The sequence below is a fragment of the Bradyrhizobium sp. BR2003 genome (assembly GCF_009720285.1).
GTDB lineage: Bacteria > Pseudomonadota > Alphaproteobacteria > Rhizobiales > Xanthobacteraceae > Bradyrhizobium > Bradyrhizobium elkanii.
In genome coordinates, this window is record NZ_SMYJ01000020.1 from 49,922 (window position 1) to 76,511 (window position 26,590).

Sequence of the window (26,590 nt, forward strand, 5' to 3'; positions counted from 1 at the left end):
ACAATCCGTCATAGAAACGGCACCCGGCTTACGGAGCAACGAAAAATGGGAATGGGACGCCCCCGCGCTTTCGACGCGGACGCCGCTTTGGACCAGGCCATGGATGTGTTCTGGCGCCACGGTTACGAGGGCGCGACGATCGCCCAGCTCACCGAGGCGATGAACATCAATCCCCCGAGTCTCTACGCCGCCTTCGGCAGCAAGGAGGGTCTGCTGAAGGCCGCGCTCGACCGCTACACCGAGAAGCGCGACGCCTGGATGGAAAAGGTCTTGGGCGCCGCCACCGCCCGAGAGGTGGCCGAACGATTTCTGATGGAGCACGCGGACGCCCAGACCGATCCCGCCAACCCGCCCGGCTGCTTGCTGGTCCAGGGCGGCCTTGCCTGCGGCACCGGCTCGGAGAATGTTCCATTTGAACTGGCAGCGCGGCGCACCCGGACCGAGGACCAGTTGCACGAACGTTTTGTCCGCGCGAAGGCCGAACGCGACCTGGGCGAAAGCGCCGATCCGGCCACGCTTGCCCGCTATCTCTCCGCGGTGACATCAGGCATGTGCGTGATGGCCTCCTCGGGCGCCGACCGCAACGCGCTGCGCGAGATTGCAGCGGTGTCGCTGAAGGCGTTTGATGAGCAGGCGAAGGGGTAGAGCGTTCCAGGTCAAGCGCCTGCGAGCCCCAACGAAGTTGGGAGTGACCGGCGATGAAGCATTGGTCCGGCTGGCTGCCGGGTCTCGACACGCTGCGTCGATATCAAGCGGCGTGGCTTCCACACGACATTGTCGCCGGGCTGGTGCTCGCGACCATGCTGGTCCCGGTCGGCATCGCTTATGCGGAAGCATCCGGCCTGCCCGGCATCTACGGGCTCTATGCGACGATCGTCCCGCTGCTCGTCTACGCGCTGTTCGGGCCGAGCCGCATCCTTGTCCTTGGGCCGGACTCGGCGCTTGCGGCCATCATCCTCGGCGTCGTCGTTCCGCTGTCGGGCGGCGATCCGATGCGCGCGGCAACCTTGGCCGCCATGATGGCCGTCGTCTCCGGAACGATATGCATCGTGGCGGGCATCGCGCGGTTGGGATTTTTGACCGAGCTTCTCTCCAAGCCGATCCGCTACGGCTACATGAACGGAATAGCCCTGACCGTGTTGATCAGCCAGCTGCCAAAGCTGTTCGGCTTTTCCATTGAAGGCGATGGACCTCTGCGCAGCCTCTGGGCGATCGTCGGAGCAATTGTCGACGGAAAGACGAATTGGGCGACTTTCGGGATCGGCCTGGCGGCGCTGGCGGTGATCCTGCTGCTCGCCCGGAACAAGAGGGTGCCGGGCATTCTGATCGCCGTCGTCGCGGCGACAGCCATCACCGGGGTTCTCGATCTCGGGGCGCGCTTCGGCGTGACGGTCCTGGGTTCGCTTCCGCAGGGCCTGCCGGGACTTGCCATTCCCCGGATCGGCTATGGCGACATCGTGCAGGTGCTGATCGGCGGCTGCGCCGTCGCGCTGGTGTCGTTCGCCGACACCAGCGTGCTGTCGCGCGCCTATGCGGGACGATTGGGCGATCGCGTTGATCCCAACCAGGAGATGGTGGGGCTCGGCACGGCCAATCTGGCGGCCGGCTTCTTTCAGGGTTTTCCGATCAGCAGCAGCGGATCGCGCACGCCCGTTGCGGAAGCTGCCGGAGCGCGCACTCAATTGACCAGCGTCATCGGCGCGCTTGCCATCGCATTCCTGCTGCTGATGGCGCCGAACCTGCTCCAGCACTTGCCCAACGCCGCGTTGGCCGCGGTCGTCATCGCCGCCGCGCTCGGCCTGTTCGAGGTCGGCGACCTCAGGCGAATCTACCGCATTCAGCAGTGGGAGTTCTGGCTATCGATGGTCTGCTTTGTCGGCGTGGCCGTGCTGGGAGTGATTCCGGGAATAGGCCTCGCCATCGTGCTCGCCATCGTCGAGTTCTTGTGGGACGGCTGGCGGCCGCATTCCGCCGTGCTGGGCCGCGCCTCCGGCGTGAAGGGCTATCACGACATCACGCGATATCCGGACGCACGCCAGATCCCCGGGCTGGTGCTGTTCCGGTGGGATGCGCCGCTGTTCTTCGCCAATGCCGAGTTCTTCAAGGAACGCGCGCTGGATGCGGTGGCGAAATCCCCGACCCCGGTGCGCTGGCTGGTGGTCGCGGCCGAGCCGGTCACCAGCGTCGACGTGACCGCCGGCGACATTCTCGCCGAGCTCGACGAGGCGTTGCACGCACAGAAGATCGAGCTGTGCTTCGCCGAACTCAAGGACCCCGTCAAGGACAAGCTGAAGAAATTCGGCCTGCTGGCGCAGCTCGGCGAGAACAACTTCTTCCCGACCATCGGCGTCGCCGTTGCGCGCTACCTCGAGATCAATGACGACGTGACCTGGGAGGACTGGGAAGACCGGGCTGGCGCCTAGTTCGTTCCCAGCCATCTGCGCGGATCACCACATCGTCTGCCGCGCGCGCTCCGGCCATTCGCGATCGTATTTTTCGCCGCCGACCGTGTGCTCGCTCATCTCGGCGAGGATCTGGCCCGGCGTTGGCAACACCTTCGGATCGACCCGCTTGTCCGAATTCCAGAGATCGGAGCGCACGATCGCACGCGCACACTGGAAATAGATCTCCTCCACATTCATCACGATCACCGTGCGCGGCGCCTTGCCTTCCATCGTGAAGGAGGCGAGCAGCTCCGGCTCGGCCGTGACATAGGCGCGGCCGTTGACGCGCAGCGTGCTGCCCGAGCCCGGAATCAGGAACAGCAAGCCGACGCGGGGATCGCGAACGATGTTGCGCAGCGAATCGCAGCGATTGTTGCCGCGGCGATCCGGCATCATCAGCGTCTTCGCATCATGGATGCGCACGAAGCCCGGCAGGTCGCCGCGCGGCGAGCAATCGAGCCCTTCGGGGCCCGCGGTCGCAAGCGACACGAACGGCGACTTCTCGATGAGCACACGATAGAGCGGCGTCACGTGATCGGCGACCTTCACGGTCGACGCGTCGTTCGGGAAGCCGTAGATCGCCTCAAGCTGCTCGACCGTTTCGATCACCGACATTCGTGCTGTTCTCCTCTGTGGCTACTCGTCCGTCGTTGCTAGTCGTCCCAGCGTTCGCCCTTGATGATGCGGACAAGCTGTCGCGCGTGATAGTCGGCGGTGCCGGAATTGACGATGGTGAAATCGGGCGTCGACGTGCTCTCGTCGACGGTGCGGGCCAGCCGCTGCTCGAGAAGGCCGTCGCTGCTGCGCGCCCGCATCGCGAGCCGTGCGGCCAGCACATCCGGCGGCGCCGTGACCAGCACCACGACAGCATTGGCATAGTTGCGGCGCGCCGCGGCGATCACGGTGCGCGAGACGTTCGCGATCACGGTGCGTCCTGCACCGATATCATCGTTGATCGACCGCGACAGCGCGTAGCGATGGCCGTGCGCTTCCCAATGCATGGCGTAGTCACCGGCGACTACCGCGCGCTGGAAGCTCTCCGTGCTGACCTCCTCATTGTCCTCCGACGCCGAGGCCCGGCGGGTAATCAGCCGACGGGGAAACACGACATCGCGATCATCGCCACAGGCCGCTTTGGCGAACCCAAGCAGCGTATCCTTGCCGGCGCCGCTCGGGCCGACCACCAGGATCAGCCGGCCGGGACCGATTCCGGCGCGCCGATCGGCGACGACGGATGCATCGGTCATGCGACCCTCCCGCCTTCCCGCCAGACGCTGCGCACGACGGGCAGATCGCGCGCGACGTGCACGCGGATCAGGTCGGCGCGCCGGCCGACCGCGATCTCGCCGCGGTCGTCGAGCCCGACCGCTTCGGCCGGTGTCTTGGTCACGGTGCGCACGGCGGAGGCGAGATCGATCGCCGGCACATGCCGCGGCAGTTGCAGCGCCGCCATCAGCAGGCTGGACGGGATGTAATCCGACGACAGGATATCGAGCATGCCCTCATTGGCGAGATCGACCGCCGCGATATTTCCGGAGTGCGAGCCGCCGCGCACCACATTCGGCGCGCCCATCAGGATGTCGATGCCGGCGGCGTGCAAGCCCCGCGCAGCTTCCATCGTGGTCGGGAACTCCGCCACCGCGACCCTGTCGTTGACGGCGTCGACCACGTTCTCATCCGTGGTGTCGTCATGGCTCGCCAGCGGGATCCTGTACTCATGCGCCAGCGCGACGATGGCGCGGGTGTTCGCAACGGCGTATTCCTTCTGATAGGCGAAGCGGCGCGCGAACAGCACGTCGAGCTGGGCGTCGGTCATACCGCCGCCCTTGCCGCGATAGTAGTCGCGCAGCTTGACCTCGTCGCGGAACTGGCGCTGGCCCGGCGTGTGGTCCATCAGCGACATCAGCCGCACGTCCGGCCGGTCGATCAGTTCCTTGGCCTCGGCAACCACGTCCGGCATGGGGACCTCGCAGCGCAGATGCAGGAAGTGATCGGCGCGCAGCAGATTCTCCTCGCGCGCCGCCGAGATCGCCGCCGCCAGCACGCCGGCGCGGCCGTCGACATCCTCGGCGCCGTCCTCGCGCCAGACCCGCAGCGAATCCAGCACCGTGGTGATGCCTGAGGTCGCGAGCTGCCCGTCATAGGAGATCACGGCCGCGACTGGATTCCAGAACACCTTCGGCCGTGGCACATAGTGCATCTCGAGATGGTCGGTGTGCAGCTCGATCAGCCCGGGCATCAGGAGGTCGCCGCCGGCATCCTCGGCGGCCTCGGGCGCCCTGCCCTCGCCGAACTCGACGATCTTGCCGCCTGATATCGCGACCCAGCCCTGCTTGATCACGCGATCGGCGAGGACCAGCCGGGCGTTGCCGATGATGATGTCTTGCTTGGCGGTCATTTCAAACGGTCCTTCAGGCAGCAGCCGCGAACGAGGTCACATCGACGATGCGGTCGGCAATCAGATGACGGATTTCGTCGTCATGGACAATCGCGACCATCGCGACGCCCTTGGTTTTCTTCTCGGCGATCAGCTCGACCACCACGGCGCGATTCGCCGCATCGAGCGAAGCGGTCGGCTCGTCCAGCAGCAGGATCGGAAGGTCCGAGATGAAGCCGCGCGCGATGTTGACGCGCTGCTGCTCGCCGCCGGAGAAGGTCGAGGGCGGCAAGGTCCACAGCCGCTCCGGAATGTTCAGCCGGCGCAGCAACTGGCCAGCGCGCGCGCGGGCCTCCTCGCGCGCCACGCCGTTGGCGATCAAGGGCTCGGCAACGACGTCGATCGTCGCCACCCGCGGCACGGCGCGCAGGAACTGGCTGACATAGCCGATGGTCGAGCGGCGGATGCTCAGCACCTGGCGCGGCTCGGCGGTGGCAAGGTCGACAACCTTGCCGTGATGGCGGATGCCGATCCGGCCGCTGTCGCAGCGGTAGTTGCCGAAGATCATTTTCAGGATCGAGGATTTGCCGGCGCCCGACGGGCCCGACAGCACCACGCACTCACCCGGATCGGCGTGGAACGAGACGCCGCGCACCACGGGCAGCTCGACGCCGCCCTGCAGGTGCATGGTGAAGGTCTTCTCGGCGTTGGCAAGTTCGATCATCGCGGTCATTGGCACGCTCATGGCGGAAGAATCGAGGAAACGAGCAGCTGCGTGTAGGGCTCGCGCGGATCGTCGAGCACCTGGTCGGTGAGGCCGGTCTCGATGACGCGGCCACCCTTCATCACCATCACGCGATGCGAGAGTAACCGCGCCACGGCGAGATCGTGGGTCACTACGATCGCGGCAAGCCCGAGCTCGCTGACGAGGTTGCGCATCAGGTCGAGCAAACGCGCCTGCACCGAGACATCGAGGCCGCCGGTCGGCTCGTCCATGAACACCAGTCGCGGCTCGGTGACGAGGTTGCGGGCGATCTGCAGCCGCTGCCGCATGCCGCCGGAATAGGTCTTCGGCGCGTCGTCGATGCGGCCGGCATCGATCTCGACCCGCTCCAGCCAGGTCGACGCGGTGTCGCGGATGCGGCCGTAATGATTCCAGCCGACCGCCATCAGCCGCTCGCCGACATTGGCGCCGGCCGACACGCCCATGCGCAGGCCCTGCGCCGGGTCCTGGTGCACGAAGCCCCAATCGGTGCGAAACAGGAAGCGCCGCTCGGCCTCGCTGAGTTCAGCGAGATCGCGCAGCACGCCGTCGCGCATCCGGTAGGACACCCGGCCCGCGCTCGGCGCGAGCTGCGCCGAGAGCAGCTGCAGCAGCGTCGACTTGCCGGAGCCGGATTCGCCGACAATCGCCAGCACCTCGCCGGGATAGAGCGCGAACGAGACGTCGCGGCAGGCGGCCAGCCGGCCGTAATTCTTGGCAAGCCCCTCGGCCACCAGCAACGGCTCATCGTTGTCGAGGCTCGAGAGCTCAGACATGCGCCTTCTCCTTGTGCGGCGCCGCGCTCTCGGTGCCATGATGGCCGGCGGCCTGGCGCTGCTCGCAGAAGTCCGTGTCGGAGCAGACGAACATCCGCCCGCCCTTGTCGTCGGTGACGATCTCGTCGAGATAGGAATTGTCGGCGCCGCACAGTGCGCAGGGCGCGTTGAAGCGGTAGCGCGTGAACGGGTGATCCTCGAAGTCCAGCGAGACGACGGTGGTGTAGGGCGGGATCGCGTAGATGCGCTTCTCGCGGCCGGCGCCGAACAGCTGCAGCGCCGCGCAATTGTCCATCTTCGGATTGTCGAATTTCGGCGTCGGCGACGGGTCCATCACGTAGCGTGCGTTCACCTTCACCGGATAGGCATAGGCGGTGGCGATATGGCCGAAGCGCGCGATGTCCTCGTAGAGCTTGACGTGCATCAGCCCGTATTCGGCGAGCGCGTGCATGCGCCGCGTCTCGGTCTCGCGCGGCTCGAGGAAGCGCAACGGCTCGGGGATCGGCACCTGATAGACCAGCACCTGTCCGGCATGCAGCGACGCCTCGGGAATGCGATGCCGGGTCTGGATCACGGTCGCGTCCGTGGTCGAGGTCGTGGTCGCGACACCAGCGGTCTTGCCGAAGAATTTGCGGACCGAGATCGCGTTGGTGGTGTCGTCCGAGCCCTGGTCGATCACCTTCAGCACGTCGTCGGGACCGAGGATCGCCGCCGTCACCTGCACGCCGCCGGTGCCCCAGCCATACGGCATCGGCATCTCGCGGCTCGCAAACGGCACCTGATAACCGGGGATCGCGATCGCCTTGAGGATCGCGCGGCGGATCATCCGCTTGGTCTGCTCGTCGAGATAGGCGAAGTTGTACGTCGGCGCGTTCATTCCGCAGCCTCCTGCATTTCCACCGCCTCGTTGGCTTCCGCAAACTCCTGCCGCAGCTTGCGCAAGAGACCGAGCTCGGACTGGAAGTCGACATAATGCGGCAGCTTGAGATGCTCGACGAAGCCGGTCGACTGGACATTGTCGGAGTGCGACATCACGAACTCCTCGTCCTGCGCCGGCGCCGCCGCCTCCTCGCCGAGCTCGCGCGCACGCAGCGAGCGATCGACCAGCGCCATCGACATGGCCTTGCGTTCGCTCTGTCCGAAGGCGAGGCCATAGCCGCGGGTAAAGCACGGCGCCTCGGTCGTCGAGCCCTTGAACTGGTTGACCATCTGGCACTCGGTCAATTCGATCGAGCCGAGCGGCACGGCAAAGCCGGCGTCCTCGGCGAAGAACTCGACCTCGACCTCGCCGAAGCGGATCTCGCCGGCGAACGGGTGATTGCGGCCGTAGCCGCGCTGCGTCGAGTAGCCGAGCGCGAGCAGGAAGCCCTCGTCGCCGCGCGCCAGATTCTGCAGCCGCAAATCGCGGTCGGCCGGAAAGCTCAGCGGCTCGCGCGTGAGGTCGCCGACCGGCGTGTCGCTATCTGCCTGCGGCGAGGACTCGATCAGGCCGTCGCGGCCGAGAATGTCAGTCACCCGCGGCGTCGCCGCCTGCGAGGCTTCGGCGACCATCGGCTGCTCCGGCACAAAGCCTTCCGCGAGCTGCGGATCGAGCAGGCGATGGGTGTAGTCGAAGGTCGGCCCCAGGATCTGGCCGCCCGGAACGTCCTTGAAGGTAGAGGAGATCCGCCGCCGCACCTGCATCTCGCCGGTGTTGACCGGCTCGGTGGCGCCAAAGCGCGGCAGCGTGGCGCGGAAGGCGCGGACCAGGAAAATCGCTTCGATCATGTCGCCGCGCGCCTGCTTGATCGCGAGTGCCGCGAGCTCGCGGTCGTAGAGCGAACCTTCGGTCATCACGCGATCGACGCCCAGCGCGAGCTGCTCGGAGATCTGTGCCAGCGTCACCTCGGGCACGTCGCGGTCGCCGCGCCGCTCATGCGCGAGCAGCCGATGAGCGTTCTCGATGGCGCGTTCGCCTCCCTTGACGGCTACATACATCGCTCACACTCCGCTTGCGATCAGCCGCGTGGTGCGCGGGATCGCGACAATGGCATCGTCATGGACCAGCACGACATCGATGCCGCGCGGGAACAGAGCTTCGTTGATCGCAAGCCGCTGGAACAGGTCGCGCGGCTTGAGCATCGCCTGCAGCACGGCGCTGCCGTCGATGCCGGGCCCTTTCAGCTCGAAAGCCGGGCCCTGCGACAGGCTGTCGACCTGCAGGATCAGCGTGGTCGACCGGTCAGGATATTCGCTGCTGCCGAACGCAAAATGCTCCAGCGCCGGCAGGCTCGCGGCATCGCCGATCAAAGCGAAGCTCGCGATCGAGGAATCGGTGACCACCGGCGCGCTGGCGTGAAACTTCAGCCAGCGGGCGACGTCCGGTGTCGCCGACATCGCAGCATCGAGCCAGATTGGCGTGTCGTGATCGAACAGCGTCAGCGCGATCGCGGCCGCGCCGCGCATCATGCCGGCCGGTGTTCCCACGCTCGCGGCAACCCGCTGCACGCTGCCCGGGCGCGCCATCGCATCCATCACGGAACGGAAGGTCGACTGCGCCGACAGCACCTTGTCGGCAAAGCCCGCGGGCATTTCGGCAATCGTCGTCATTGCATCATCCCTCACCGCGCACCATCGTGTAGAAATCAACCCGCGTCGCCGCGGTTTCCGCTGCCTTGCGGCCGCGTTCGGCGTCCATGGCGACGCGCAGCGGCGCGATCACCTTGGCCTCCACCTCGCCGGACAGCTCCGCCGACTGCACCATGGCGTCGCACAGCGCGATCATCTGCGCCTTCCGTGCGTCGCGGCCGAGCGTGTAGCCGAAGCCGACCTCGCCAGTCGCAAGCCGCACCGCCGCGCGCGACACCGTCGCCTCGCCGAGATTGAACGGCGCACCGTCGCCGCCGATCCGCCCGCGCAGCATCACAAGGCCGTTTTCCGGCTCGCGCAGGTTCTCATGCGCGGGCACCGCGATCGCCGCCAGCCTGCCTGCGATGTCGGCAGCGGCGGCATGCGCCAGCACCGTCATCGCGGCCTTGCGCTGGGCCTGTTTGCTGTTTGGTCCGGTCGAATTCATGAGCAACCTTTGGGCAACCTTGCTTGCATCAAGTTGTCTATGATACTAGACAACTTGATAGCGGAGCGCCATGACTGTTTCGTGACAAACCAAAGATTTCTGGTATCACCGCGCCATGAGCATGCAGGAAAGTTCCGGCGTCGCCTTGTGGCGGCAGGTCGCCGACGGCATCGAGCGCGGCATCGCTGACGGCCGCTTTGCCGCCGGCGAAAAGCTGCCCGGCGAGATGGAGATCGCCGAGACGTACCGGGTCAACCGCCACACCGTGCGGCGGGCGCTCGCCGCATTGGCCGAGCGCGGCCTGGTGCGCGCAGAGCGCGGCAGCGGCACCTATGTCGAAGCCCAGCGCCTCGCCTATCCCTTGCGCTCACGCACGCGATTTTCCGAGATCGTCGGCGCCGGCGGTCACGAGCCGCGCGGCCAGTTGATCGAGGCAGGCGACGACGTTGCCAATCGCGAGATCGCACGCGAACTGGGTCTGAAGATCGGTGCGCCGCTGATCCGGATCGAAGCGGTGCGGCTCGCCGACCGGACGCCGATCTGCGTTTCCACCACCTGGCTGTCGGCCGAGCGGTTTCCCGATGCCGGCAGCGTATTCGCCAACGTTCGCTCGATGACCAAGCTGCTCGGACATTACGGCGTCAAGGACTACCACCGCGCCTCGACCCGGATCACCGCGGCGATCGTCGATGCGACCGACGCCGCGCGGCTCGACCTGCCGCTGGGACGGCCGGTGCTGGTGGTCGACGCCACTGACGTCGACATGCTGGACCAGCCGCTGGTGACCAAGCGCTCGCGCTTCGCCGCCGAGCGCGTCGAGTTTCTGGTCGAGAACGGTTGACGGTTCCTCCCCCTCTCCCCGTTCTTACGGGGGAGAGGGTTGGGGTCAGGGGCTATCTCCGCGAATCCGACGGATGTGAGTACGGGGAAACACCCCTCACCCGGATTGCAGCGGACGATGCTTCGCATCGCCGAGTGCAATCCGACCTCTCCCCGCAAGAGCGGGGGCGAGGTAGGGTCCTACAACACCGCTCTTTGCCCGATGATCGCAAAACGCAGCTTGCTGGAGATGAAATCGATCGCGGCAACGGCGATCAGGATCATCAGGATCAGGAACGATACCTTCTGCCATTCCAGCACGCGGATCTGCTCGGCGAGCTGCAAGCCGATGCCGCCGGCGCCGACGATGCCGATGATGGTCGCCGAACGGGTGTTCGACTCGATGAAGTAGAGCACCTGCCCGGCGATCACGGGCAGCACCTGCGGCAGCAGGCCGAAGCGGATTTCGTGCAGCGCGTTGCCGCCGGAGGCGCGGATGCCCTCGACCTGCTTGCGATCCGCCGCCTCGATCGCCTCCGAGAACAGCTTTCCGAACGCGCCGAAGTCGGACACCATGATCGCGAGCACGCCGGCGAACGGGCCGAGGCCGACGACGTTGATCCAGACCAGCGCCCAGATCAGCGTGTCGACGCCGCGGATCGAATCCAGGAAGCGGCGTACCGGAAAGCGGATCAGATTCGAGGGGATGATATTGCGCGCCGCCAGTAGGCTGACCGGCAGCGCCAGCAGCGCGGCAAGCGTGGTGCCGAGCAGCGCGATCGACAGCGTCTCGCCGAGCGCCTGCATGTAGAGCGGGAACGACGAGCCGGGATTCGGCGGCAGCATCAACATGGTGATCCAGCCGAGCTCGCCGAGGCCCGAGAGCAGCCGGGACGGTGAGAAGTCGAGATCGACCAGCCCGAACACGAAGATCGCGACCGCCGCGGCGATCATGGCCGGCATCGCCAGCCGTGCCGACGCCGGACGCTCGAACACGCCGGGGTATTTCGCGCGCAATTCCGCGGTGTCCGGCCTCGGCATCTGACTCATCGGCGGGTCTCCTTGCCGAACAGCCGGCCGCGCAGCCAGCCGGTCGAGATGTCGATGATGAAGACGGTGATGATGATGGTGACGAGGATAGCGCTGACGTCGGAATAGTAGAACTTGCGGATCGCGACCACCAGCTCCTGGCCGATGCCGCCGGCGCCGACGAAGCCCATCACCGACGCCTCACGGACGTTGATCTCGAAGCGCAGCAGCGCATAGCTGGCGTAGCCCGCCGAGACCTGCGGCAGCACCGCAAATCGCATGCAGGACAGCCAGCTCGCGCCGGTGGAGCGGATGCCCTCGACCGGCTTCATGTCGGCATTCTCGACGATCTCGGCAAACAGCTTGCCGAGCGCCCCGGTGGTGTGGATCGCGATCGCCAGCACGCCCGCCATCGGGCCGAGGCCGAACGCGATCACGAAGATCAGCGCGAACACGATGCCGGGCACAGTGCGGGCGAATTCGAGCAGGCGGCGGACGACGAAGCGTACCCACGGTCCCGGCGAGGTGTTCTGGGCGGCGAAGAAATTGAGCGCGAAGGCGAGCACGGCACCCGTCAGCGTGCCGACATAGCTGATCAGGATCGTCTCGCCGAGCATCTTCAGCCATTTATGCCAACCCCAGAACCATTCGGCGGGATCGGTCCAGACCCGCGCGCCGGAATCCAGCGTCAGGATGCGATCGAAATAGCTGACGAAATTGCCAAAATAGGTGAACAGCGTGCGCAGGTTCACTTCCGCGCCGAACGCCGCGATCACCAGCACCGCGCAGAATGCCGCCGTTGCCAGCGCGGCTTTCAACCGCTTGCGCGCGACGGACTTGCGGTAGGCGTCCTCCAGCGTCGCCAGTTGCTGCGCTGGAAGAATGGATACGGCGGTCGCCATCGACGCGTGCCAGTCCGGTTCGGAGTTGAGTGGAGAGAAAGGGCCGGGCTATGCGCCCGGCCCTCGTGACGTCGGGCGTGCGATCAACTCGCCTTCTTGCGCAGACCATCGACGAACTTGATCAGCTCGATGGTGCCGTCCCAATCCTTGGTGGTGGCGGGATGGAAGCCCTTCTTCTGACCGTCGGACAGACGGTCGAAGGCGGCCTTGTCCTTGGTCGGGGCGTCGAAGAAGGCTTTTGCGATCGCAGCCTTCAGGTCCTCCGGAAGATCGGTGTTGTACGCATAGGGGCCGTTGATGATCAGCGCCGACTTGTGGATGATGCGGAAATCATCCTTCTTCATCGCCGAGCCGTCGGCATTCTTCAGCATGCCCTTGGTCAGCATCTGGGCGAGCGTGGAATCGTCCTCGTTGGTCCACTGGTTGGCGGCCACATCGACGGTTCCCTGCGACAGCGCCAGGACGGCGTTCTCGTGGCTGCCGGTGAACACGACCTTGCCGAAATAGCCTTCGGCGTTCGCGATGCCCATCTTGTTGAGTTCGAAGCGCGGCACGTTGTTGCCGGACGTCGAATTCGGATCGACCAGGCCGAGGTTCTTGCCCTTCAGGTCCTCGACGGTCTTGTACGGGCTCGACGCCTTGACGAAGAACACCGAGTAATAGCCGGTCGAACCGTCGGCGTTCATGTCGTTGGCGAACGCGTCGGTCTTGACGCCGGTCAGGCGCGCGCGAGAGAACGAGGCCGAGCCGTAGCTGGCGATCTGGATGTTGCCGGCGCGCTGGCCCTCGATGACGGCCGCGTAGTCGTTGGCAATGCGCAGCGTGACCTTCACGCCGAGCTCCTTCGACAGATACGCCACGAACGGCGTCCAGCGCTCGGTGACGCCGGAGGCGTTCTCGGCCGGAACCACAGCGAAGGTGAGCTCCGGATATTTTGCCTTCCAGTCCTCCGCGGAGGCCGAACCGGCAAACGCCAGCGCGGCAGCGCCAGCCAGAATGATGCGACGAGTGAACATGACTACCCCTCTTTTGTCGTAGTTGCAGCTGTTGGCCGGGCAAAATGCCCGGCCTCCCAGATTGAAAATGCGCGGCCGTCAGGCCGCGGCTGCGGTGCCGAGTGCCGGAGCAGTCGCACCGTCGGGCGCGGGCAACGGCGCCGCGCCGATGACGTCATTGGCCTCGAGATCATAGAGCTCGCGGGCGATATGGTCGGTGAGCGCGGCGGGGGCGCCATCGAACACCACGCGACCCGCCGCCATGCCGACCAGGCGATCGCAATAGGTCCGTGCCAGGTCGAGCGAGTGCAGGTTGCAGAGCACCGTGATGCCGAAGTGCTTGTTGATCCGCAGTAGCGCATCCATCACGATCTTGGTGTTGCGCGGATCGAGCGAGGCGATCGGCTCGTCGGCGAGAATGATGTCGGGCTCCTGCACCAGCGCGCGGGCGATCGCGACGCGCTGCTGCTGGCCGCCGGACAGCTGGTCGGCGCGCTGCGCCGCCAGCTGGGCGATGTCGAATTGCTCGAGCGCCGACAGCGCGAGTGCCCTGTCCTGCTCCGGCCAGACCTGCGCCAGCGAGCGCCATGACGGAATCTGGGCCAGCCGGCCCATCAGCACATTGGTCAGCACATCGAGGCGGCCGACCAGATTAAACTGCTGGAAGATCATCGCCGAGCGCGCGCGCCACTGCCGCAGTTCCTTGCCGCGCAGGGCGGTGACGTCGGTGCCTTCGAACAGGATACGGCCGGAGGTCGGATCGGCGAGACGGTTGATCATCCGCAGCAGCGTCGACTTGCCGGCACCGGAACGGCCGATCACGCCGACAAAGCTGCCCGGCGCGATCGAAAAGGACGCGTTGTCGACTGCGGCTTTCGTGCCGAAACGGCACGTCAAACCTTCCACCACCAGCATGTAATGCTCCAACCGCGCCTCGTTGGGCCATCGCTATCCCCGGCGTTTTACAGTTATGTGACGGCAGCGCTGCGATGCGGCGATCGTCCACACCTCCCTTGTCGCTCCCCTTGCCGTCATCGCAACGTCATGATGTTGTCATCAAGCGTCCCGATGACGAGCGCGCATTCCCCGGAAGCCCAAGATTCTTGAAGATTTGCGGAGGCTCCAATGGCCGGAAAAACACTCTCGGTTGTGCCGACCGTCGACCCGACGGCGTCGGTGCGCGAGAGCAAGCTCGGCAAATATACCGAGGTCGGCGCGCGCACGATCCTGCTTGAAGTCAGCATGGATGACTACTCCTACGTCGTGAACGACAGCCAGATCACCTACACTTCTATCGGCAAGTTCTGCTCGATCGCGGCGATGACCCGCATCAATCCCGGCAACCACCCGATGCATCGCGCTAGTCAGGCGCATTTCACCTACCGCGCCAGCGCTTACTTCCCCGGAGAGAGCGACGACACCGATTTCTTCAACTGGCGACGTGCGCATCACGTGCATATCGGCCATGACGTCTGGATCGGGCATGGCGCGATCCTGCTACCGGGCCGGAACATCGGAACCGGCGCTGTCGTCGCCGCCGGCGCGATCGTGACCAAGGATGTCCCTGCCTACACCATCGTCGCCGGTAATCCGGCGCGGCCGGTGAAGCGGCGCTTCTCCGAGACGATCGCCGACCGCCTTGCCGCGCTCGCATGGTGGGACTGGGATCACGAAACACTTCGGCGTGTCCTGCCCGATTTTCGCAAGCTCGCGGTCGAGGAATTCCTCGACAAGCATGAGGCCGAGGCCGTATCCCAATCGCAAGCCAAACAACGGAGCGCCGCATCGTGACTGATATTTTCATCGAAGCCGGACGCACGCTGGTTGACGGCGCACTGGTCGAGACCTCGCTGCGGACCGCGGGCCGCGACATCGGCGCGCTCGACGCCGAGCAGGGCCGCGCCGCGCTTCACATCGATGCCAGCGGCCTGCTGGTGCTGCCCGGCATCATCGACCTGCACGGCGATGCGTTCGAGCGGCAGATGATGCCGCGCCCCAGTGTCGACTTCCCGACTGACGTCGCGTTGATCGACAGCGACCGGCAGGCGATCGCCAACGGCATCACCACCGTGTTTCATGGCACGACCTGGTCGTGGGAGCCCGGCCTGCGCAGCGCGGAGAATGCGCGCAAGCTGCTCGACGCGATCGAGGCACTGCGGCCGCAGCTCGCCGCCGACACGCGCTTCCACCTGCGCCACGAGACCCACAATCTCGAGGCCGAGGCCGAGATCATTCAATGGCTCAGTGAAGGCCGCATCGACCTGTTCGCCTTCAACGACCACAGCAACGTCAAGCCGAAGAAGCGCAACCAGCTGGCCGAACGCACCGGACTCTCCGTCGAGGCCGTCAACGACATGCTCGACCGGGTCGTCGCGCGCCGCCCCGAGGTACCCGCCTCGATCGCGCGACTGGCCGCCGCCGCACGCGCGGCCGATATCCGCATGCTGTCGCATGACGACAACAGCCCGGCGATGCGCCAGGAGTTTCGTGCGCTCGGCGCTGTGATCGCCGAATTCCCGGTCAACGAGGAGACCGCGCGCGATGCCGCTGATGCGGGCGACTTCATCGTGTTCGGCGCGCCCAATGTGGTGCGCGGCGGCAGCCACACCGGCTGGACCAAGGCATCCGACATGATCGCACTAGGCCTCTGCTCGGTGCTGGCGTCCGACTACTATTATCCGGCGCAGCTGCTCGCGGCGTTCCGCCTCGTCGCCGACGGCATCCTGCCGCTCGCCAGGGCCTGGGACCTGATCTCGTCGGCTCCGGCACACGCGGCAGGGCTCGCCGATCGCGGTGTGCTCGCCGCGGGCCGCCGCGCCGACATCGTCGTCGTCGACGATAGGGCGCCGCTGCGGCCGCGCATCGTCGCCGTGATCTCAGCCGGACGGCTGGTGCATCTGGCGGACGCGAGCTGCCTCGTTCATTCGCTCGCGCCGCGCAAGACAGTTGCGGCGGCGTAGCCCAGTCCCATGGCCAGTACCCCGCGCTACGCGATCTATTATGCGCCGTCACCCGACAGCGCCCTGCACCGCTTCGGTTCGACGCTGCTCGGCTACGATGCAGTGTCGGGCGACGACCTTCCGTTTCCCGATGGCGTCGCGTCCGACTGGCATGAGGTGACCGAAGATCCGCGCAAGTATGGATTCCACGCCACGCTGAAGGCGCCCACCGCGCTCGTCGACGGTCGGAGCGAGGCCGAGCTTCTCGATGCCTGTGCCGCCTTCGCCGGCCGCGCGCGGCGCATTCCGGTGATCGAACCCGTGGTCGATGCGATCAGCGGCTTCATCGCGGTGATCCCGGCCGGCCGCTCGGACGAACTGCAGCAGCTTGCCGCCGACTGCGTCACCGAATTCGACGCGTTCCGCGCACCGCTGACGGCCGCGGATCGCGCGCGGCGCAAGCCCGAGCGGCTCACCGCGCGGCAGTGCGACTATCTCGATCGCTGGGGCTATCCCTACGTCATGGAGGAGTTCCGCTTCCACATGACGCTGACGGGACGGCTGAGCGACGAGCGGCGCGGCCCGATCGTGGCGCAGCTGCGCACACGGTTCGCGGCGATCGAGCTCGCGTCGCTTGCGATCGACCGCATCGCGCTGTTCAAGCAAACGGACACCGCATCCCGCTTCCGGATCACCGGCAGTTGGCCGCTGCGGGCCGATCGGGATTAGGCCGCCTACACCGGCGTCGTCCTGGCTTTCGCCGGGACGACGTGGGATAGATATCGCTACTCGTCGACCCGTGTGCGGTCGATGATCTCGGCGGCGCCCTTCGCGAGCAGCTCCATGCCGACGGCGCGGCCGAGTTCGCGCGGACGATCCGCGGGCCCGCGCCGCGTCACCTCGATGAAGCCGGCGCCGGCCTCGTCGAGCACGGAGGCGCGCAGCGTCAGCTCGCCTCCGGCGAGCGTGGCGTGGCCGGCGATCGGCGAATTGCAATGGCCGTTGAGCACCCACAGCACCTCGCGCTCGGCCTCGGCGGCAAGCCGCGACTGCGCGTTGTCGATCCCGGCCAGCCGCGCCCGCGTCGCCCAGTCGGTCTCGACGCATTCCACCGCGACGATGCCCTGGCCGACCGCCGGCAACATCTCGCCGACCGAGAAATCATGCGCGATGCGCGCGGTCATGCCTATGCGCTCGAGGCCAGAGCGCGCCATCACCAGCGCATCCGCCGGCCCGACCTCGCCGCCGCCAGGCAGCCGCTGCTTGTCGCCCCGATCGAGTTTTGCAACTCGCGTGTCGGCGGCGCCGCGATAATGGATCACGGTCGCATCCGGAAACAGCCGGCGCAGATAGGCGGCGCGGCGCACGGCGTTGGTACCGATCATGAAGCCCTTGCCGCGCGCGGCACGCAGCGTCTCCAGCGACAAGCCCGGCCGCAGCACGAGGCTGTCATTGGCGGCGTCGCGCGCCAGCATCGCGGCAATGACGAGACCCGGCGTCTCCTCGTTGCCCGGCACGTCCTTGAGCGAATGCATCGCCGCCTGCAAGGTGCCGGCGCGCATGGCTTCGCGGATCTCGGCGACGAAGGCGCCGCCCTTGCCGCCATGGCGCAACAGCTTGCTGGTCTGGTCCTGGTCGCCGCGGGTCTCGAACTTGACGATGTCGACGGCAAGGTCGCCCGCCGAGGCGCGCAGCAGCCGCGCGACCTCCTCCGTCTGCGCGAGCGCCATCGCGCTCTTGCGCGTCCCAATCCGCAAAACCTGTCCCGACACGAAAGCTCCGCTGCGCGTGATCATCAACGGCTGGGGATTAGAACAAAAGGCCAGTCAAAACAACGGTTTTTGCCCCCTCCTTGGCCACGCTCAGACGACCTCCTCGACAAGCTCCACCCCGGCCTCGCGCATCGCCGCGGTGGCGACAGCAAGCGAACCGCCGAGATCGATGGCGCGGCAGCCCGCCAGCACGACAATGGTCTCGAAACCGAGCCGGCGCGCATCGAGCGCCGAGTACTGCACGCAATAGTCCGTGGCGAGCCCCGCCATCACGACGCGCCTGAGGCCGCGCTCGCGCAAATAGCCGGCGAGCCCGGTCGGCGTCTTGCGGTCGTTCTCGAAGAATGCCGAGTAGGAATCGATCGCGACGCGGAAGCCCTTGCGGATCACGAGCTCGGCCCGGTCGATCGCAAGGTTGGGATGAAACGCCGCGCCCGCGCTGCCCTGGATGCAATGATCCGGCCACAGCGTCTGCGGCCCATACGGCATGGCGATCTCGGAGAACGGCGCCGCGCCCGGATGCGAGGTCGCAAACGAGCTGTGGCCCGCCGGATGCCAGTCCTGGGTCAGCACGACATGGTCGAAGCGCGCAGCGAGCCGGTTGACGACAGGCACGACGGCATCGCCGTCCGCGACCGCCAGCGCACCGCCGGGGCAGAAATCGTTCTGCACGTCGATGACCAGCAACAGATCGTCGGGTGCAATCTTCATCATGTGCCGATCCGCAATGACGCGCGCAGCTTGCGCAGGCAGGCGATCACCGACAGCGCGGTGATGCGGCCGGTCTTCGGGTTCTCCGAGGGAATGTTCTCGATCATCATCGAGAACCGCGCTGAATCGGAATCGACCTCGATCCGGTGGGTGTTGCGGGTCACGGTCGGATCCGCCCAGATCTCGACCCTTGTGCGGTCGGGGCCGATGCCGGCCAGCGATAGCGCCACCGCGACGTTGAGGTTGGCCGGAAAGCCCTTGGCGGCGTCGCGCGCACTGCCCTCGAAGATACGCAGCGGCTCGGTGATGCCTTCGATCCGGATGTTGTTCTCGACCAGATGCGGCGCACCGACCAGGCCCGCGACCGGCTTGCGCGTCACCAGCCTCGCCGAATGAATGGTTCCGATCGCCGCGGCAGTCACGGCATCGAGCCCGATCAGCGCGCCGGTCGGCACGATGATCTGGCCGCCATGGGCTCTCGCGAGATCGACGAGGTCCTCGTTCTGCAGCAGCGCGCCGACGCTGAGCACGACCGCGGTCTTGCCGCGCTCGACCACCGGCGCCACGATCGAACGGACCACCTTGCTCGGCGCGCATTCGACCACGATGTCGGCGACCTCCGCCAGCTGCTCGATCGGCACCAGCTTCGGCGCCGACTTGAGCTCCGCCACCCAGCCGCGGTGCTTGTCCGGGCTGTTCGCCGACACCGCGACCAGCGTCAGGCCCTCGATGCCCTGATCGAGCGCCTTGGCGACGTCGGTGCCGATCGCGCCGAGGCCGGCGACCGCAACCCGTGTCTTTGTCTTGCTGTCAGCCATCATTTCCCGCCGGCGAGCATCTTGACCAGGCGATAGAGATACTCCTCGCCCTCGTAGAATGACTTGACGAGCACGCGCTCGTCCTTGCCATGGTTGCGATTGTCGTCGACATCGGCGGCCAGCCCGGAATGACCATAGGTCGGAATTCCGGCATTGCGCAGATAGCTGCCGTCGGTTGCGCCGGTGCTCATGACCGGAACGATCGACGCATCCGGCCAGAACTCCTTTGACAGCTTCTCGATCGAACCCAATATCTCCTCATTCAGGGGCGATGGCGGGCTCAGCACGGCCTTGCCGGTCGGAGCCACCGCGATTTGCTCGTCGGCGAGCACGCGCTCGATCGCCGCCTGCACGCCCTCGACCGGCTCGCCCGGCAGGATCCGGCAGTTCACCTTGGCGGTCGCCAACTGCGGCAGCGCGTTGATGGCGTGGCCGCCCTCCAGCATGGTCGCGACGCAGGTGCTACGGAGCTGCGCATTATAGCCCGGATTCTCCAACAATCGCGCCAGCGCCGCCGGATCGGGCTGCGGCGCCAGGATCGCCCTGATGTCGTCGGCATGCGACGTGTCGACCTCGGCGGTCTTGGTGAAATAGATCCGCGTGGTCTCGTTGAGGTTCATCGGGAAGCTGTAATTGGAGAGCCGCACGAGGCCTTCGGCGAGGTGATAGATCGCATTGTCCTTGCGCGGCAGCGACGAGTGGCCGCCGCGATCCTTCACCGTGAGCTGGTAGCCGATCGAGACCTTCTCGCTGGTCTGCACGCTGTTGCGGATCGCCTTGCCGTTTTTGAGACCGACGCCGCCGCCTTCATTGAGCGCGAACTCGGCATCGATCAGGTCGCGGTGGTTCTTGATCAGCCACTGCATGCCGAGACCGTTGGCATCGAGGATCTCCTCGTCGGTCTCGAGCGCCACGATGATGTCGCGATCGGGCTTGTAGCCCTCCTTCTTGTAGCGGATCAGATTGGTGATGAAGGCGGACGCCATGTATTTGTCGTCGCTGGAGCCACGGCCGTAGAAATAGCCGTCCTGCTCGGTGAGCTTGAACGGATCGACCGACCAGTCCTCGCGGTTGGCGGGGACGACGTCGATATGGGCGACCAGGAGGATCGGCTTGCGCGCGCCGGAGCCGTGCAGCCGCGCCACCAGATTGCCCTTGTGCGGTGCCGGCGAGAACACGTGCACGTCGACCTCGGGGAAACCCGCCGCACGGAGCCGCGCGCCCATCGCCTCCGCCGCCTTCTGGGTATCGCCGGTCGCGGTGGTCGTGTTGATCTCGACCAGTTCCTGGTAGATACCGCGGGCGAATTGCTGCTGCTCGGTCAGCCCCTGCGCCGCGGCGCCGGCTGCGAGCAGCACCGGACCGAGCGCCGCCGCGAGCCGCAGCGATCGAACCGTGTCTCTAGCCTTGTGCGACATCATGCTCTCCCAGAATTCCACCGCCTGATTGAAGGCGAATTCAGACAGGCGATCTGCGCTTTGGCAAGACGGCGAGCCCTTCAATTTCCGCGCGCATGCTCCGCGGTTTCGCGCACGCTATTTGCAGTCCTTATTTCGTGTCCTTGTTGGTGTCCTTGGCCGCGATCACCTCGATCTCGACCAGGAATCCGGGATTGGCGAGGGCTGCGACGCCGACCACCGAGCGCGCCGGCAGATTCGGCTGGCTGCCGCCGAAGAACTGGGTGTAGCCCTCCATGAAGGCCTTGAAGTCCATCGGCGCGGACGCGTTGTGCACCAGGAACACCTGCATCTTGACGACGTCGCCCATGCCAAGGCCCTGGCCTTCCAGAATGGTCTTGATGCGGTTGAGCACGCCGACGGTCTGCGTCTTGATATCGCCATAGGCCTGCGGGCTCGACGGATCGGCGTCCTTGTTAATCGCCGGCGGCACCTGGCCGCTGACATAGACGGTCGTGGTGTTGCCGGTGACGGTTACTGCCTGCGCGATCGGGAATGTCGAGTTGGGAATCGGATGCCTGACGACGTCTGCACAGGCGGCAGTTGCAGCCGCCGACAGCGCGGCGCCCAGTGCGATACCGGTGAACTTCATCAAACTCTCCCCGAGTGTTTTTGTCAGCGGCGGGCGTCCTGGACATCCTTGGTCGTCACCGCGTCCTCATAGTTATTGCTGAAGTGCGTCCGCAGATAATTCACAACGGCGGCGATCTGACCATCGGTCATCATGTCGCCGAACGCCGGCATGCCGCGGCGGCCATTGATGACCAGGAAGACCGGATAGCTGCCGGCCTCGAGATTTTTGTTGCCGGCCAGCGACGGGTAAATGCCCGCCCCGGTCGCGCCCGTCGCATCCGGCATGTGGCAGCCCTGGCACACATTGGCGAACAGCTCCTCGCCGGTCATCTCGACGAAGCGGTAGCCCGAAGAGAAGGTGCGCCTGCCCGCGCCACTGTCCTGCCCAGGGGCTGCCGTCGCCGACAGCAGCGCCAGTGCAGCGACGACGGATGTTGCGGTCCGCATCATCACGTCTTCACCACGCGTTCGTGCAGCCGGGAGATGACGTCGAGCGCGGACAGGATCGCGCCCTCCTGCCAAGCCGGCAGCTGCGAAGCGTGCTCGCCCGCCAGCACGATACGGCCGTCGATCTGGCAGAGATTGCGGTAATGCTGCGCGCGGGCGGCTTCGGTCCATTCGCCGGCGCAGCCGAGCGTGAACGGCACACGATGCCAGGCCACCGCGACGCCGTTCTCGAATTCGCTTCTGTACTGCGGATGGATTGCGGCGCCGAACTCGACCGCGCTGGCGACCCGCTCGGCCGGCGTCATCGCGGTGAACTCGAAGGAATTGGCGCCGCCATACATGTAGGCGCCGAGCAGGATACCCCGGCCGCCGCGGTTGAAGCCATAGTTCGGATAGGCGATCTGCCGGATCGGCAGGTCGGTGTAGCTGATGCCGCCATAGATCGCGTCATCCTCCTCCCAGAACCGCCGCTTGAACTGCAGGCCGATCTTCACCGAGGCGGCATAGGGCACGGAATCGATCGCACTCTTCATCGGCGCGCTGACATCGACCGGCAACTGGCTCAGGATCGGCAACGGGATGGTGCAGATGCACCAGTCGGCGGTCGCCTGCTGCACCGTGGATGGATTGGCGGTGTCGACATAGCTCACGGTGACGCCGGAGCCGTTCTGCTGGATCTGCGTCACCTTGGCGCCATAGCGGATGAGATCGCCGACCTCGCGCGCGAACGCCTTGCCGATCATGTCCATGCCGCCGACCGGCTGGAACATGGTGGTCTGGAAATCGTAGCGTGCAAAGGTCTGCAGATAGCGCCACATCCGCGACCGCAGCAGCTCCTGCAGCGAGATCGGGTCGCTGGGCAGCGGATCGCCCATCAAGCCGCCGCCGGGATCGCGCGCATAACCGCGGAACTCGGCCGACACGAGGTTGGCATTGTACTTGTAGTCGCGATCCAGCGCGCCCCAGTCGCGCAGCGACTGCAGCAGGATCTCCTGATCTTCCTTGCCGACGGTCTCGTCGAGCCGGCCCTGCTGGGTGATCTTTGCGAGCAGCTCCGAGACCCCGCCCTGGAAATCCGCCTTGATGCTGCGAAAGCGCTGCGGCTTGCCGCCGAATGCACGCGTCGCGTGCAGATAGGCGTTGTGGTTGAGCTGGATGAAGGGTTCCAGCGTCACATTGAGCCGGCGGCAGTAGTCGAGCAGCGCACGGTGATGATAGGGAATCCGCCACGGACCGGGATTGAGATAGAGCCCCTGCTCGAATTTGCTGATCTGCCTGAAGCCGCCGAGTTCGACAAAACTGTCGCCGCCGCGGATCGACCAGTTGCGGCCGCCGGCGCGGTTGTTGAATTCGAGGATCTGGACCTTGTAGCCGGCCTTGCGCAGCTCCAGCGCCGCGGTCATCCCGGCAAGCCCCGCGCCGAGAATCAGCACCGAGGCGCCCTTCACGTCGCCTGCGAGCTTCAGCGGCCCCTTGTAGGCGGATTCCGACGCGAAGCCGAGGCTCGTCATCGCGTGATACATCGCCGAACTGCCGGCAATGGTGCCAATCAGCGCCAGCAGATCCCGCCGCCTGATTACAGATTCGTTCTGCACCCGCGCTCACCCAGCCACTGACGTCGATGGCGAAGGGAAACGGTTGACGCGATCCGTGTCAAGAAAGGGCGCACGCTTCCACATGCACCCACACGCGCTTTTGATGCATCACGCGACCGACACGTCACAGCACGCGTTCGCGATGCACGCGCCGGCAATCCATTTCGAAGTCGAGGCCAACCACCGGCGGCCGGTCGAAATGCCAGGTCAAGCCGTTGCGAAGCACGCCGCGGCGGCCGAGCTCGCTTTCCAGCACCGGATAGGCGTCGTGCACGGTGTAGAGCTGCACCGCGGTGGTGTCCTGCCAACGGCCGCCGAACGAGCTCATCCGGCGTTCCATCTCGTCAGCCACGAATTTCGCCTTCGCCAGGAGGCCGGCCGGGCTGGTGTCGCCAAGGGCGACGGTGTGGTCGCGGTAATTGGCCTTGCCCTCGACCGACTCGCCGCTGCCGGCGACGACAAAGCTGGTTGGTTCGTCCTTGGCGGCCGGCACTGTGTAGCAGAAGGCGTGGAAGCTCGGCTCGCCGGGCGGATCGAGCTTCGGACAGACATTGCTGCGCGCCACCGGATTGACGCCGTCCCGCATCACGCCCCAAGCGACCAGCGTCTTGATGTAGATCTCGTTGAAGGCCCTGAAGCCGTCCTCGGTGAACGGCGCCGGGGAACGCAGTTCGCAGGCGCCGAACGCTGTCAGCGGACGGCCCGCATCCCCAATGATATCCGCGATCCTTGCAAAACCCGCGCTCAACGGCACCGGTTCAGAGAACCTGACGCGCTCGATGGCAAAGCCGGGCAGCGCACCGATGCCGCAGGAATACTGACTGACGCCGGGCATGAAGCGGTAGCCGCCGTCGGGACCCTCGATGGTGTTGGTCATGTTGCCTCGTGAACACGGTGATGGGGCCGTCGCGATGACGTCCCGCTTGATTTCACCACAGCTGTCGTCCCTGCGAAAGCAGGGACCCATACTCCGCGGCGGCCGTTGTTAAGGGGACTTGTTGTTCCGGCGACGCGGAATAATCAGCATCGGTGCTTATGGGTCCCTGCTTTCGCAGGGACGACACTGAATTTGTTGCACGATCACCGTCGTCCCGCGACGAGCCGGGCGGTTGTCGGCCGACAGCGACCGCTAGTCGGCCGGGATGAAGCGGAGTGTGCCCGCGCGGCGCGTCGGCTTGCCGGTGTCGTTCGTATGATTGACGCCGTCCATCACAGGCACATCGGGGAAATCGAATGGGCTTACGCCGTCCAGGCAAGCCACGTTGACGGCATACAGGTTCTGATTGGATCGTCGTTGATGATGGGTGTAGATTCCGCAGCGCGAACAGAAGAAGTGCTGCACCGATCCGGTATGGAAGCGGTAGCTTGTCAACGCATCCTCGCCGTGCAGGACCTTGATCCCGCCCATCTCCGCCATGGCAACCACAGCGCCACGCATCCGGCAGTAAGAGCAGGTGCAGCGGCGGATCGAATTGAAGCCGTCGCTGAGCGTCACCTCGAAACGCACTGCGCCGCAATGGCACTGGCCAGCCCGAACACCCGTGTCGCCCGTCATGTTGCTTGCGTCTCCTGTCCGGATCGCTCAGCGAGGTCAAGGCGCCGCACGCAGTTCGCTCGGAACTGCGCAGGAGCATGATCTGCCGACTGAGACTGATCTCAATCCGAACGTATCGTCAGGATCAGCGCCGGACAATCGATCAAAACTCGCGCATGATAGAAGAAAAACTCACGCGAGGGCGACGCTAGTGCGATTTGGCGACGTAAGGGCAGCCGCCTTCATCGAGCGGACGGAAGGCCTGGTCGCCCGGCACCGTCGCGAGATACTCGTAGAGATCCCATTTGCTCTTGGACTCCTCCGGCTTCTTGATGCGCATCAAATACATGTCGTGCACCATCCGGCCGTCCTCGCGCACGAGGCCGTTCTGGGCGAAGAAATCATTGACCGGGGTCTTGCGCATCTGCGCGATCACGGTCTCCGAATCGACCGAGTTGGTGGCGGCGACCGCCTTGAAGTAGTGCCGGAGCGCCGAGTTGACGCCGGCCTGGTAGGCGGTCGGCATCGCGCCATGACGCTTGAAGAACTCCTGGGCAAAGACGCGCGTCTCCGGCGTGCGATCCCAATAGAAGGAATCGGTGAACAGCAGATCGTGCGCATGCGCGAGGCCAAGCGCAGGCACGTCGGTGAGCGTCACCTGCAGCGCGACGAGCTGCATGCTGGCGCGGATGTTGAACTCGTCGGCCTGCGACACCGCGTTGCGGAAGTCGGAACCGGCATTGGCGAGCGCCAGGATCTTGGCGCCGGAGGACTGGGCCTGCAGCAGGAAAGACGAGAAATCGGCGGTGTCGAAGGGGTGGCGAACCGCGCCGAGCACCTTGCCGCCGGCCGATGTCACGGCCTTGCTCGCATCGCGCTCCAGCGCCTGGCCGAACGCATAGTCCGCCGTCAGGAAGAACCAGGGCGTGCCGCCGCGCGCCACCACGGCCTTCGCCGTCGCGTTCGAGGAGGCATAGGTGTCATAAGTCCACTGCACGCTGGTCGGCGAGCATTGCTTGCCGGTGAGGTCGGACGAGCCGGAGCCCGAAATCAGGAACAGCTTCTTGCGCTCGCGCGTCACCGTCTGGATCGCGAGCGCCACCGCGGAATTGACGCCTTCGGCGACCACGTCGACACCCTTGTTGTCGATCCAGTTGCGCACGATGCCGGTCGCCACGTCAGGCTTGTTCTGGTGATCGGCCGAAATGATCTCGATCTTGCGGCCGGCGACCGTGCCGCCGATTTCCTCCGCCGCCATTTGTGCCGCGATCACCGATCCCGGGCCATTGCCGTCGGAATATTGCCCGCTCATGTCGGTGATGATGCCGACCCGCAGCACGCCATCCTCCGCTCGGACAGCGCCGGCCGCAAATGTGAGACACATGGCGGCAATTGCGATCAGGAGATGCGAGCGTTTCGTGATGGACATTTCGTTCCCGGGTGTTTCGACGTTTCGGACGATCTCCTGAAGCAATCAGGGATCGCCGACAACCCCGTCGCCGGCATGGCGCCCTGCGATTCCGTTGAGAAATTCCGGGAGGAGGAACAGAGCCATTGCGTCGACACACGCGACGCGGATCACGC

Annotated in this window: 29 protein-coding genes; 6 read left to right on the forward strand and 23 right to left on the reverse strand. The window is 65.8% G+C overall.

All coding sequences use genetic code 11. The features are described from left to right. Positions 1-45: 45 nt before the first annotated feature. The gene (locus tag E2I15_RS15080) at positions 46-645 is read left to right on the forward strand and encodes a TetR/AcrR family transcriptional regulator (RefSeq protein WP_028339538.1); all 600 of its coding nucleotides are present in this window, start codon (positions 46-48) and stop codon (positions 643-645) included. A gap of 53 nt (positions 646-698) precedes the next feature. Next, positions 699-2,423: a SulP family inorganic anion transporter gene (locus tag E2I15_RS15085; RefSeq protein WP_137477259.1), complete on the forward strand. Its 1,725-nt coding sequence runs from the start codon at positions 699-701 to the stop codon at positions 2,421-2,423. Positions 2,424-2,447: 24 nt separating this feature from the next. Here E2I15_RS15085 and E2I15_RS15090 read toward each other — a convergent pair whose 3' ends face one another. From E2I15_RS15090 to phnG, 9 genes are read right to left on the reverse strand one after another with little or no spacing between them, the layout of a single operon-like run. Further along, a complete protein-coding gene (locus E2I15_RS15090; protein WP_137477260.1) occupies positions 2,448-3,059 on the reverse strand; it encodes a pyridoxamine 5'-phosphate oxidase family protein in 612 nt (203 codons plus the stop codon). 38 nt (positions 3,060-3,097) lie between these two features. After that, positions 3,098-3,691: a phosphonate metabolism protein/1,5-bisphosphokinase (PRPP-forming) PhnN gene (gene phnN, locus E2I15_RS15095; RefSeq protein ID WP_137477261.1), complete on the reverse strand. Its 594-nt coding sequence runs from the start codon at positions 3,689-3,691 to the stop codon at positions 3,098-3,100. Continuing rightward, positions 3,688-4,842 (reverse strand): alpha-D-ribose 1-methylphosphonate 5-triphosphate diphosphatase, encoded by a 1,155-nt coding sequence (locus tag E2I15_RS15100; RefSeq protein WP_137477262.1) that lies wholly within the window; start codon positions 4,840-4,842, stop codon positions 3,688-3,690. The genes phnN and E2I15_RS15100 overlap by 4 nt, the downstream gene beginning before the upstream one ends. Positions 4,843-4,855: 13 nt before the next feature. Beyond that, complete coding sequence (gene phnL, locus E2I15_RS15105) at positions 4,856-5,554, reverse strand: phosphonate C-P lyase system protein PhnL (RefSeq protein ID WP_170991421.1); 699 nt, start codon at positions 5,552-5,554, stop codon at positions 4,856-4,858. Positions 5,555-5,562: 8 nt separating this feature from the next. Continuing rightward, positions 5,563-6,360, reverse strand: a complete 798-nt coding sequence (gene phnK / locus E2I15_RS15110) for a phosphonate C-P lyase system protein PhnK (protein ID WP_137477264.1) — start codon at positions 6,358-6,360, stop codon at positions 5,563-5,565. Further along, positions 6,353-7,237 (reverse strand): alpha-D-ribose 1-methylphosphonate 5-phosphate C-P-lyase PhnJ, encoded by an 885-nt coding sequence (locus tag E2I15_RS15115; protein ID WP_137477265.1) that lies wholly within the window; start codon positions 7,235-7,237, stop codon positions 6,353-6,355. The genes phnK and E2I15_RS15115 overlap by 8 nt, the downstream gene beginning before the upstream one ends. Beyond that, a complete protein-coding gene (locus E2I15_RS15120; protein ID WP_137477266.1) occupies positions 7,234-8,337 on the reverse strand; it encodes a carbon-phosphorus lyase complex subunit in 1,104 nt (367 codons plus the stop codon). The genes E2I15_RS15115 and E2I15_RS15120 overlap by 4 nt, the downstream gene beginning before the upstream one ends. A 3-nt stretch (positions 8,338-8,340) precedes the next feature. Beyond that, positions 8,341-8,949, reverse strand: coding sequence for a phosphonate C-P lyase system protein PhnH (gene phnH, locus E2I15_RS15125; RefSeq protein ID WP_155262403.1), 609 nt, complete (start codon positions 8,947-8,949; stop codon positions 8,341-8,343). Between the two features lie 4 nt (positions 8,950-8,953). Further along, entirely contained in the window at positions 8,954-9,415 is a 462-nt protein-coding gene (gene phnG, locus E2I15_RS15130) for a phosphonate C-P lyase system protein PhnG (protein ID WP_137477268.1), read from the reverse strand. 115 nt (positions 9,416-9,530) lie between these two features. Here phnG and phnF point away from each other — a divergent pair, with 115 nt between their 5' ends. Then, complete coding sequence (gene phnF, locus E2I15_RS15135; RefSeq protein ID WP_016846420.1) at positions 9,531-10,256, forward strand: phosphonate metabolism transcriptional regulator PhnF; 726 nt, start codon at positions 9,531-9,533, stop codon at positions 10,254-10,256. Positions 10,257-10,435: 179 nt separating this feature from the next. On the opposite strand, the gene phnE (E2I15_RS15140) is transcribed toward phnF, so the two are convergent. The 4 genes from phnE (E2I15_RS15140) to phnC form a co-directional block, all read right to left on the reverse strand. Beyond that, positions 10,436-11,284 (reverse strand): phosphonate ABC transporter, permease protein PhnE, encoded by an 849-nt coding sequence (gene phnE, locus E2I15_RS15140; protein WP_170991422.1) that lies wholly within the window; start codon positions 11,282-11,284, stop codon positions 10,436-10,438. Then, entirely contained in the window at positions 11,281-12,165 is an 885-nt protein-coding gene (gene phnE, locus E2I15_RS15145) for a phosphonate ABC transporter, permease protein PhnE (RefSeq protein ID WP_137477269.1), read from the reverse strand. The genes phnE (E2I15_RS15140) and phnE (E2I15_RS15145) overlap by 4 nt, the downstream gene beginning before the upstream one ends. A gap of 83 nt (positions 12,166-12,248) precedes the next feature. Then, on the reverse strand, positions 12,249-13,181 hold the full coding sequence (phnD, locus tag E2I15_RS15150; RefSeq protein WP_137477270.1) for a phosphonate ABC transporter substrate-binding protein: 933 nt from the start codon (positions 13,179-13,181) through the stop codon (positions 12,249-12,251). 78 nt (positions 13,182-13,259) lie between these two features. After that, positions 13,260-14,075: a phosphonate ABC transporter ATP-binding protein gene (phnC, locus tag E2I15_RS15155; RefSeq protein ID WP_137477271.1), complete on the reverse strand. Its 816-nt coding sequence runs from the start codon at positions 14,073-14,075 to the stop codon at positions 13,260-13,262. A 210-nt stretch (positions 14,076-14,285) separates the two neighbouring features. Here phnC and E2I15_RS15160 point away from each other — a divergent pair, with 210 nt between their 5' ends. Genes E2I15_RS15160 through E2I15_RS15170 form a run of 3 tightly spaced genes read left to right on the forward strand, consistent with a single transcriptional unit; the run spans position 14,286 to position 16,828 of the window. Then, the gene (locus tag E2I15_RS15160; RefSeq protein ID WP_137477272.1) at positions 14,286-14,951 is read left to right on the forward strand and encodes an LbetaH domain-containing protein; all 666 of its coding nucleotides are present in this window, start codon (positions 14,286-14,288) and stop codon (positions 14,949-14,951) included. Then, a complete protein-coding gene (locus E2I15_RS15165; protein WP_246667947.1) occupies positions 14,948-16,120 on the forward strand; it encodes an alpha-D-ribose 1-methylphosphonate 5-triphosphate diphosphatase in 1,173 nt (390 codons plus the stop codon). Before E2I15_RS15160 ends, E2I15_RS15165 begins: the two co-directional genes overlap by 4 nt. A gap of 9 nt (positions 16,121-16,129) precedes the next feature. Beyond that, on the forward strand, positions 16,130-16,828 hold the full coding sequence (locus tag E2I15_RS15170; RefSeq protein WP_137477274.1) for a DUF1045 domain-containing protein: 699 nt from the start codon (positions 16,130-16,132) through the stop codon (positions 16,826-16,828). A gap of 56 nt (positions 16,829-16,884) precedes the next feature. Here the strand turns inward: E2I15_RS15170 and hemC are convergent, their stop codons facing one another. From hemC to E2I15_RS15220, 10 genes are all read right to left on the reverse strand, one after another. Then, positions 16,885-17,895 carry a hydroxymethylbilane synthase gene (gene hemC, locus E2I15_RS15175; RefSeq protein ID WP_137477275.1) on the reverse strand — a complete coding sequence of 337 codons (1,011 nt, stop codon included), beginning with the start codon at positions 17,893-17,895 and terminating at the stop codon, positions 16,885-16,887. A gap of 66 nt (positions 17,896-17,961) precedes the next feature. Further along, a complete protein-coding gene (pncA, locus tag E2I15_RS15180; RefSeq protein WP_137477384.1) occupies positions 17,962-18,582 on the reverse strand; it encodes a bifunctional nicotinamidase/pyrazinamidase in 621 nt (206 codons plus the stop codon). After that, positions 18,582-19,400 carry an aspartate dehydrogenase gene (locus E2I15_RS15185; protein WP_137477276.1) on the reverse strand — a complete coding sequence of 273 codons (819 nt, stop codon included), beginning with the start codon at positions 19,398-19,400 and terminating at the stop codon, positions 18,582-18,584. Before E2I15_RS15185 ends, pncA begins: the two co-directional genes overlap by 1 nt. After that, positions 19,400-20,818, reverse strand: a complete 1,419-nt coding sequence (locus tag E2I15_RS15190) for a M20/M25/M40 family metallo-hydrolase (protein WP_246667948.1) — start codon at positions 20,816-20,818, stop codon at positions 19,400-19,402. Before E2I15_RS15190 ends, E2I15_RS15185 begins: the two co-directional genes overlap by 1 nt. Before the next feature lie 130 nt (positions 20,819-20,948). Further along, the gene (locus tag E2I15_RS15195) at positions 20,949-21,449 is read right to left on the reverse strand and encodes a Rid family hydrolase (protein ID WP_137477278.1); all 501 of its coding nucleotides are present in this window, start codon (positions 21,447-21,449) and stop codon (positions 20,949-20,951) included. A 23-nt stretch (positions 21,450-21,472) separates the two neighbouring features. Next, positions 21,473-21,880, reverse strand: coding sequence for a c-type cytochrome (locus E2I15_RS15200; protein WP_170991426.1), 408 nt, complete (start codon positions 21,878-21,880; stop codon positions 21,473-21,475). Further along, positions 21,880-23,472: an NAD(P)/FAD-dependent oxidoreductase gene (locus E2I15_RS15205; protein ID WP_137477279.1), complete on the reverse strand. Its 1,593-nt coding sequence runs from the start codon at positions 23,470-23,472 to the stop codon at positions 21,880-21,882. Before E2I15_RS15205 ends, E2I15_RS15200 begins: the two co-directional genes overlap by 1 nt. A gap of 124 nt (positions 23,473-23,596) precedes the next feature. After that, positions 23,597-24,349, reverse strand: a complete 753-nt coding sequence (cnbZ, locus tag E2I15_RS15210) for a 2-amino-5-chloromuconate deaminase CnbZ (protein WP_137477280.1) — start codon at positions 24,347-24,349, stop codon at positions 23,597-23,599. 252 nt (positions 24,350-24,601) lie between these two features. Next, entirely contained in the window at positions 24,602-25,027 is a 426-nt protein-coding gene (locus E2I15_RS15215; protein ID WP_137477281.1) for a GFA family protein, read from the reverse strand. A 187-nt stretch (positions 25,028-25,214) separates the two neighbouring features. Next, the gene (locus E2I15_RS15220; RefSeq protein ID WP_137477282.1) at positions 25,215-26,435 is read right to left on the reverse strand and encodes an ABC transporter substrate-binding protein; all 1,221 of its coding nucleotides are present in this window, start codon (positions 26,433-26,435) and stop codon (positions 25,215-25,217) included. Positions 26,436-26,590 lie beyond the last annotated feature (155 nt).